Raw genomic sequence first — 6,043 nt, forward strand, 5'->3', positions numbered from 1 at the left:
CAGGAAATAAAAAAGAAAATTACAAACACATGAAACGTATTATTAAAAAGGTAGCTGTTTTAGGAAGCGGCATCATGGGTTCACGCATTGCCTGTCATTTTGCAGGAACAGGTGTAGAAGTATTGTTATTAGACATGATTGGCAAAGATGCAGTAGAAAGTACCAAAACTGCATTAAGAAACAAATTGGTAAATGATGCTTTACAAACGGCATTAAAAAGTAATCCCTCGCCGGTATATACCCCTGATGTGGCTAAGAGAATTACAACCGGCAACTTTACCGATAATATGAAAGATATAGCTACCGCCGACTGGATTATAGAAGTTGTAGTAGAGCGTTTAGATATAAAACAACAAATATTTGCAGAGGTAGAAAAATACAGAAAGCCGGGTACGTTAATTACTTCTAATACTTCCGGCATTCCCATACATTTAATGGCTGCCGGAAGAAGTGAAGATTTTCAACAACATTTTTGCGGCACGCATTTTTTTAATCCGCCCCGCTACTTAAAATTACTGGAAATTATTCCAACTGCACATACCAAACAAGAGGTGATTGATTTTCTTTTACAGTATGGCGATTTGTATTTAGGAAAAACAACCGTATTGTGTAAAGATACTCCCGCATTTATTGCCAATCGCATTGGGGTTTTCAGCATCATGAGTATTTTCCACATCATGGAACAGCAAGGTTTAAGCATTGATACAATAGATGCATTAACCGGCCCTATTATTGGCAGGCCTAAATCAGCTACCTTTAGAACAGCCGATGTAGTGGGTATTGATACATTAGTGAAAGTTGCGAAAGGGGTAGCCGAGAATTGCGCCAATGATGAAGCCAAACATATATTTCAAATACCTGCCTGGCTCGAAAGTATGGTGCAGGAAAACAGATTAGGTGATAAAACCGGACAAGGCTTTTTCAAAAAAATAAAAAGCGCCGGAGGAAAAGATATACAGGTTATTAACCTGCAAACATTAGCGTACGAAGCCCGTCAAAAACCAAAATTTGTCTCTATAGATGCAGCCAAACCCATTGAAGATGTAAAAGAAAGAATAAAGCTATTGCAACAATCGAAGGACAAAGCGGGTGATTTTTACAGAAGTTTCCACTATGCTTTGTTTTCCTATATATCCTTCCGCATACCGGAAATATCAGATGAGCTGTACCGCATTGACGATGCCATGAAAGCCGGTTTTGGATGGGAAATAGGCGCATTTGAAACCTGGGATTTATTGGGCGTAGCCAAAACGGTTCATGAAATGAAAACAGCGGGTTATACTGTTGCAAACTGGGTAGATGAAATGTTAGCAGCAGGCAAAACTTCATTTTATGCGTTGGAAAAAGGCAAAAAGAAATATTATGATATACCCGGTAAGGCATATCGTTTTATGCCTGGCGAAGACAGCTTTATTGTATTGGGCAATTTTACCGACGGACTTATATGGAAAAACAGCGGATGTAAATTATATGATATTGGCCATGATGTCGCAGCATTAGAATGGAGTACCAAAATGAATAGCATTGGCAGCGAAGTATTAGAAGGCATACAGAAAGGCATTACCGTTGCAGAAGAAAAATACAAGGGATTGGTGATAGCAAACCCAGGTCCTAATTTTAGTGCCGGGGCTAATGTAGGCATGATTTTTATGTTGGCTATTGAGCAGGAATATGATGAATTAGATATGGCTATCCGATTGTTTCAAAATACCATGATGCGGGTACGGCATTCTGCCATTCCCGTAGTGGCAGCACCGCATGGATTGGCTTTGGGTGGTGGTTGCGAGTTAAACCTGCATGCCGATAAAGTATGCGCTGCAGCTGAAACATATATTGGGTTGGTTGAATTAGGTGTTGGATTGATACCCGGAGGTGGCGGCACCAAAGAATTTGTATTGCGTGCCTCAGATGAACTACACAAAGATGAACCGGAATTAAATCCATTAAAAGAACGTTTTTTAACTATTGCAACTGCTAAAGTAGCTACCAGTGCTTTTGAAGCCTATAAAATGGGCATACTCAGAAAAGACAGAGATGCCATACTATTAAACCCCGACAGAAGAATTGCAGCCGCTAAAAAAGCAGTGATTGATTTATATGATGCCGGCTATACCATGCCTACCCAACGAAAAGACATTACCGTTTTAGGTCGTTCAGCTTTGGGTGCCCTGTTGGTAGGTATCAATGCCATGAAGCGTGGCGGTTATGCAACCGATCATGATGCCCTGGTAGCCACCAAATTGGCACATGTAATGTGTGGTGGCGATTTAAGTGCCCCCACCCAGGTATCTGAACAATATTTATTAGACTTAGAACGCGAAGCATTTTTAAGTTTATGTGGTGAAAAGAAAACATTAGAGCGTATACAAAGTGTATTAAAAACAGGAAAACCCTTTCGTAATTAGGCTTGATGCAATTTTTAATATGATTGGAAGATTTAGAATAAATGAGCAGGATTAAATGAGAAAGGAATGAAACAGGAAATAGTACAAATGGCTTTGCTGGTGCGTGATTATGATGAAGCCATTGCCTTTTATACCCAAAAATTACAGTTTACTTTAATAGAAGATACAGTTTTAACAGAATCTAAAAGATGGGTGGTGATAGCGCCACCCGGCAGTAAAGGATGCAGGTTATTGCTGGCCAAAGCCGCAAACGAACAACAGGAAAATATGATTGGAAACCAAACCGGAGGAAGAGTATTTCTGTTTCTGCATACAGATAATTTGCAGCGTGATTATGAAAATTTGCAACAGCACAAAATCCGCATTATTCGGGAACCGGAAGCTCAACCTTACGGTACCGTATTGGTATTTGAAGACCTGTATGGCAATAAATGGGATTTGATAGAACCTGCTTTAAAAAATTAATACATGCAATATGGCATCAGAAGAAATGAATTTCCATACCCGAAAATGGGTAAAACCGGAAGATTTAAATCCGAATCATACTTTGTTTGGCGGCAGACTGTTACAATGGATTGATGAAGAAGCCGTGATATATGCCATTATACAACTAGAAAACACAAAAGTAGTTACAAAGTATATTTCAGAAATTAATTTTGTAAATGCACCTAAACAAGGCGATATTATTGAGATTGGCATTATTGCAACCGAATTTGGCAAAACCTCTATCACCATGCGCTGCGAGGTACGCAATAAATTAACCCGTGAACAAATATTGACGATTGATAAATTAGTATTTGTGAACTTAGGAGAAGATGGTAAGCCGAAGGCACATGGCAAAACGCAAATAACTTATGTAAAAGACAGGGTAGTTCCTAAAAGTTGATGCGCTTTGATAATCTATTGAACACCATTATTATCAACTGCCACAACCGGTGTAGCACCTAACTTTTTGATTACCTGCATTACCTTTATGGCAGTACCTAAATGTGAAGTACTATCGCCATTAATTACTACCGAAGGTTTATCAGTTTCTTTGGCTAAAAAGGCCTGTAATTGCGATTCTAACTGATCAAATGGCACTAATTTTTGTCCAATGTAGATATTCTGATCTTTATCCACTGTAATTACAACAGTTTGTTTGGCTTTGGTATCGCTTTTTGCTTTGGGGTTGGCTACTTTTATTACATTGGGATTGGCCAAAGTAGAAACAATTAAAAAAAACAGTAACAGAATAAACAATATATCGTTTAAAGCACCGGTGTGCACTTCTGCATGTCGTTTTCTGATTCCCTGGCGTATGTTCATGAGTATAAAAACGGTTATTTATGATTGAAAAGCTGATCCTTATACTGCAGTTGCAGTGTGCGACGCCCAAAGTTCTGCAGCCGGTAACAAAATCTTTCTCAACTTTTATTTGGTTGGTTCCTGCAATATATCAATAAACTCTGCACTAGCCACTTCCATTTTATTGGCGGTTTTATCTATTTGTGTACTTAAATAATTGTATGCTACATAAGCCATTAAACCAATAATTAATCCTGTAGCACTGGTTACCATTTTAGTATAAATACCCCCGGCAATGGTATTCAGCGTATATTCTCCGGTTGAGGCAATGCCATAAAACAATTGTACCATTCCTACAATGGTTCCTAAAAATCCAAACATGGGGGCAATACCTGCTATCAGCGATAAAACAGATAAGTTGCGTTCCATATTGTACATTTCTAATTTACCTACATTTTCCATACTTTTTTCAATGGCATCAATGGGTTTACCAATGCGTTGCAAACCTTTATCGATCATTTTAGCTACCGGATTGGGCGTATTTTTTGCCAGACTACGGGCAGCACTAATGTTGCCGGTAAGAATATTGTCGCGTATAATACTCATAAAATTAGGTTCAATTTTAGAGGCTTTACGAATGGCAATAAGTCGTTCAAAGAAGAAAAAAAGCGCTAACACCAACAGAAAATACAACGGATACATAATGAACCCGCCTTTTTGCAGCATATCCCACATAGAAATTTTTTCTTCTACCGGTGGAATGGCTGTAGCGGCTTTATGTAATGTATCTGCAATGGGTGTTGCAGCAACCTGAAGCAAATGAAACATGCTGGTAATTTTTTATGGTAACACTAAAGTAAATGCTAAACAAACTTAACAGGATACTTGTGCATAAAATTGTGCAGCCTTTGCGTTTTAGCAAAGCTTTTACACATTTGGGAACCTGAGCTTACAGCAAGTTCAGTGCCAGATACGATGATGGCAACATTTAGGACTTATTGGTATTCATTTGCAGCATGGCTTTAATTTGTTGCATATTTTTATCCATACCCTCGGGGCTGCCATCTAAAAAAATAACATTGCCATTGCTTACCTCAGCAAAGTTTTTAATGGCTTCTGTCCACATACTGAATAAAATAACATTGGTATCTAAATTGGCTTGTTTCATTTGTTCTGCGGCCTGGCTCATTCCTTTTGCTACTTCTTCCCTAAATAATGCAACCCCCTGCCCTCTTAAACGAGCAGCTTCTTTCTCGGCCTCTGCAGAAATTTTAATGGCATTGCCCTCGGCTTCTGCCGCTTTGGTTTTGGTAATGAGTAAAGCCTGACCTTCATTTTCGGCAGCGGCTTTTAAATTATTGCTGGCCACTACCTTGCTCATACTTTCCATAACGGCTTTATCAAAAGTAATATCGTTGATTTGCAAGTCTTGTAAATGATAGCCCCATTCTTCTAACGAATGGTCAATTTGTTGTTTTACATATTCTACAATTTCTCTGCGCAGCAATAAAATTTCGGCCTGCTTTTTTGTAGCTACATAAGCGCGGATAGAGCCTTCAACAGTGCGGATAAGCGCCTGCATCAAATCTTTATCACTGATAAATTTAAACGCTACTTTTTTAATGGTTTCTTCATCTGCATTAATTACAGAATACAGCAGCATACTCTTAAAATATACATTGGCCTGATCAACCGTAACTGCTTGAAACTCCAGTTCAACAGAGCGATTTTGTATACTAATCACTTTATATATCTGTTCGAAAACAGGAATCTTAAAATTTAATCCCGGCCTTAAGATTCTTCTGTATTTCCCAAACATTGTTAACACAGTGATATTACCCTGTGTAACTGAAACCATTCCGGTGAAAAGAATGATGAGCAGTACAATTAACCACCAAAAAGAAATAAAAGTTTCCATAGAAATTTTTTTTGAAAGATAATTTTTTTTAATTGAAAAAACCGGTGTTTAAAAAAAGATATTTTGCCAGATAACATTTCCATTCAAATTCATGTTCATACTTTTTGGTAACAGGCCGAACGATTGCACAAAAAAATATAATGATACCATAATCAGTAAAATTTTAAAACAATTAAATTAGAAAACAAGCAGCAGAAAAAACGAAAAATCAAATCTTCCCATTACATTAAAATTTCCTTATAATTTAAAAAGCTAACAAATATCATATTCGCCGGGTACCAGATAGCAAACCTTTGTGGAAACAAAACAGTTTATCATGAAACAGCAAGCTTCAACAAAACGGACAAAGAAAAATATAATTAGTCAACCCTCAAAAAGTAATTTTCAATGTTCGATTAAAAATATTGTTGCAATAAAAATTTAAAAGTTGCAA

At 37.6% G+C, this 6,043-nt stretch carries 6 protein-coding genes; 3 read left to right on the forward strand and 3 right to left on the reverse strand.

Going from position 1 to position 6,043, the window contains the following annotated elements; genetic code table 11:
* Positions 1–29: 29 nt before the first annotated feature.
* The 3 genes from JK139_RS04580 to JK139_RS04590 all read left to right on the forward strand — a co-directional run bounded on the left by JK139_RS04580 (position 30) and on the right by JK139_RS04590 (position 3,291).
* Entirely contained in the window at positions 30–2,405 is a 2,376-nt protein-coding gene (locus JK139_RS04580; protein ID WP_074418999.1) for a 3-hydroxyacyl-CoA dehydrogenase/enoyl-CoA hydratase family protein, read from the forward strand.
* 66 nt (positions 2,406–2,471) lie between these two features.
* Positions 2,472–2,870 (forward strand): VOC family protein, encoded by a 399-nt coding sequence (locus JK139_RS04585; protein ID WP_074418998.1) that lies wholly within the window; start codon positions 2,472–2,474, stop codon positions 2,868–2,870.
* A gap of 10 nt (positions 2,871–2,880) precedes the next feature.
* Positions 2,881–3,291: an acyl-CoA thioesterase gene (locus JK139_RS04590; RefSeq protein WP_228733119.1), complete on the forward strand. Its 411-nt coding sequence runs from the start codon at positions 2,881–2,883 to the stop codon at positions 3,289–3,291.
* 14 nt (positions 3,292–3,305) lie between these two features.
* Here JK139_RS04590 and JK139_RS04595 read toward each other — a convergent pair whose 3' ends face one another.
* From JK139_RS04595 to JK139_RS04605, 3 genes are all read right to left on the reverse strand, one after another.
* Complete coding sequence (locus JK139_RS04595) at positions 3,306–3,713, reverse strand: ExbD/TolR family protein (RefSeq protein ID WP_068242467.1); 408 nt, start codon at positions 3,711–3,713, stop codon at positions 3,306–3,308.
* Between the two features lie 105 nt (positions 3,714–3,818).
* The gene (locus tag JK139_RS04600) at positions 3,819–4,520 is read right to left on the reverse strand and encodes a MotA/TolQ/ExbB proton channel family protein (RefSeq protein ID WP_068242464.1); all 702 of its coding nucleotides are present in this window, start codon (positions 4,518–4,520) and stop codon (positions 3,819–3,821) included.
* A 160-nt stretch (positions 4,521–4,680) separates the two neighbouring features.
* Positions 4,681–5,610, reverse strand: a complete 930-nt coding sequence (locus JK139_RS04605; protein WP_075051488.1) for an SPFH domain-containing protein — start codon at positions 5,608–5,610, stop codon at positions 4,681–4,683.
* Between the last annotated feature and the right edge of the window lie 433 nt (positions 5,611–6,043).

Origin of the sequence: Hydrotalea lipotrueae, assembly GCF_019249625.1 — a bacterium.
GTDB lineage: Bacteria > Bacteroidota > Bacteroidia > Chitinophagales > Chitinophagaceae > Hydrotalea > Hydrotalea flava.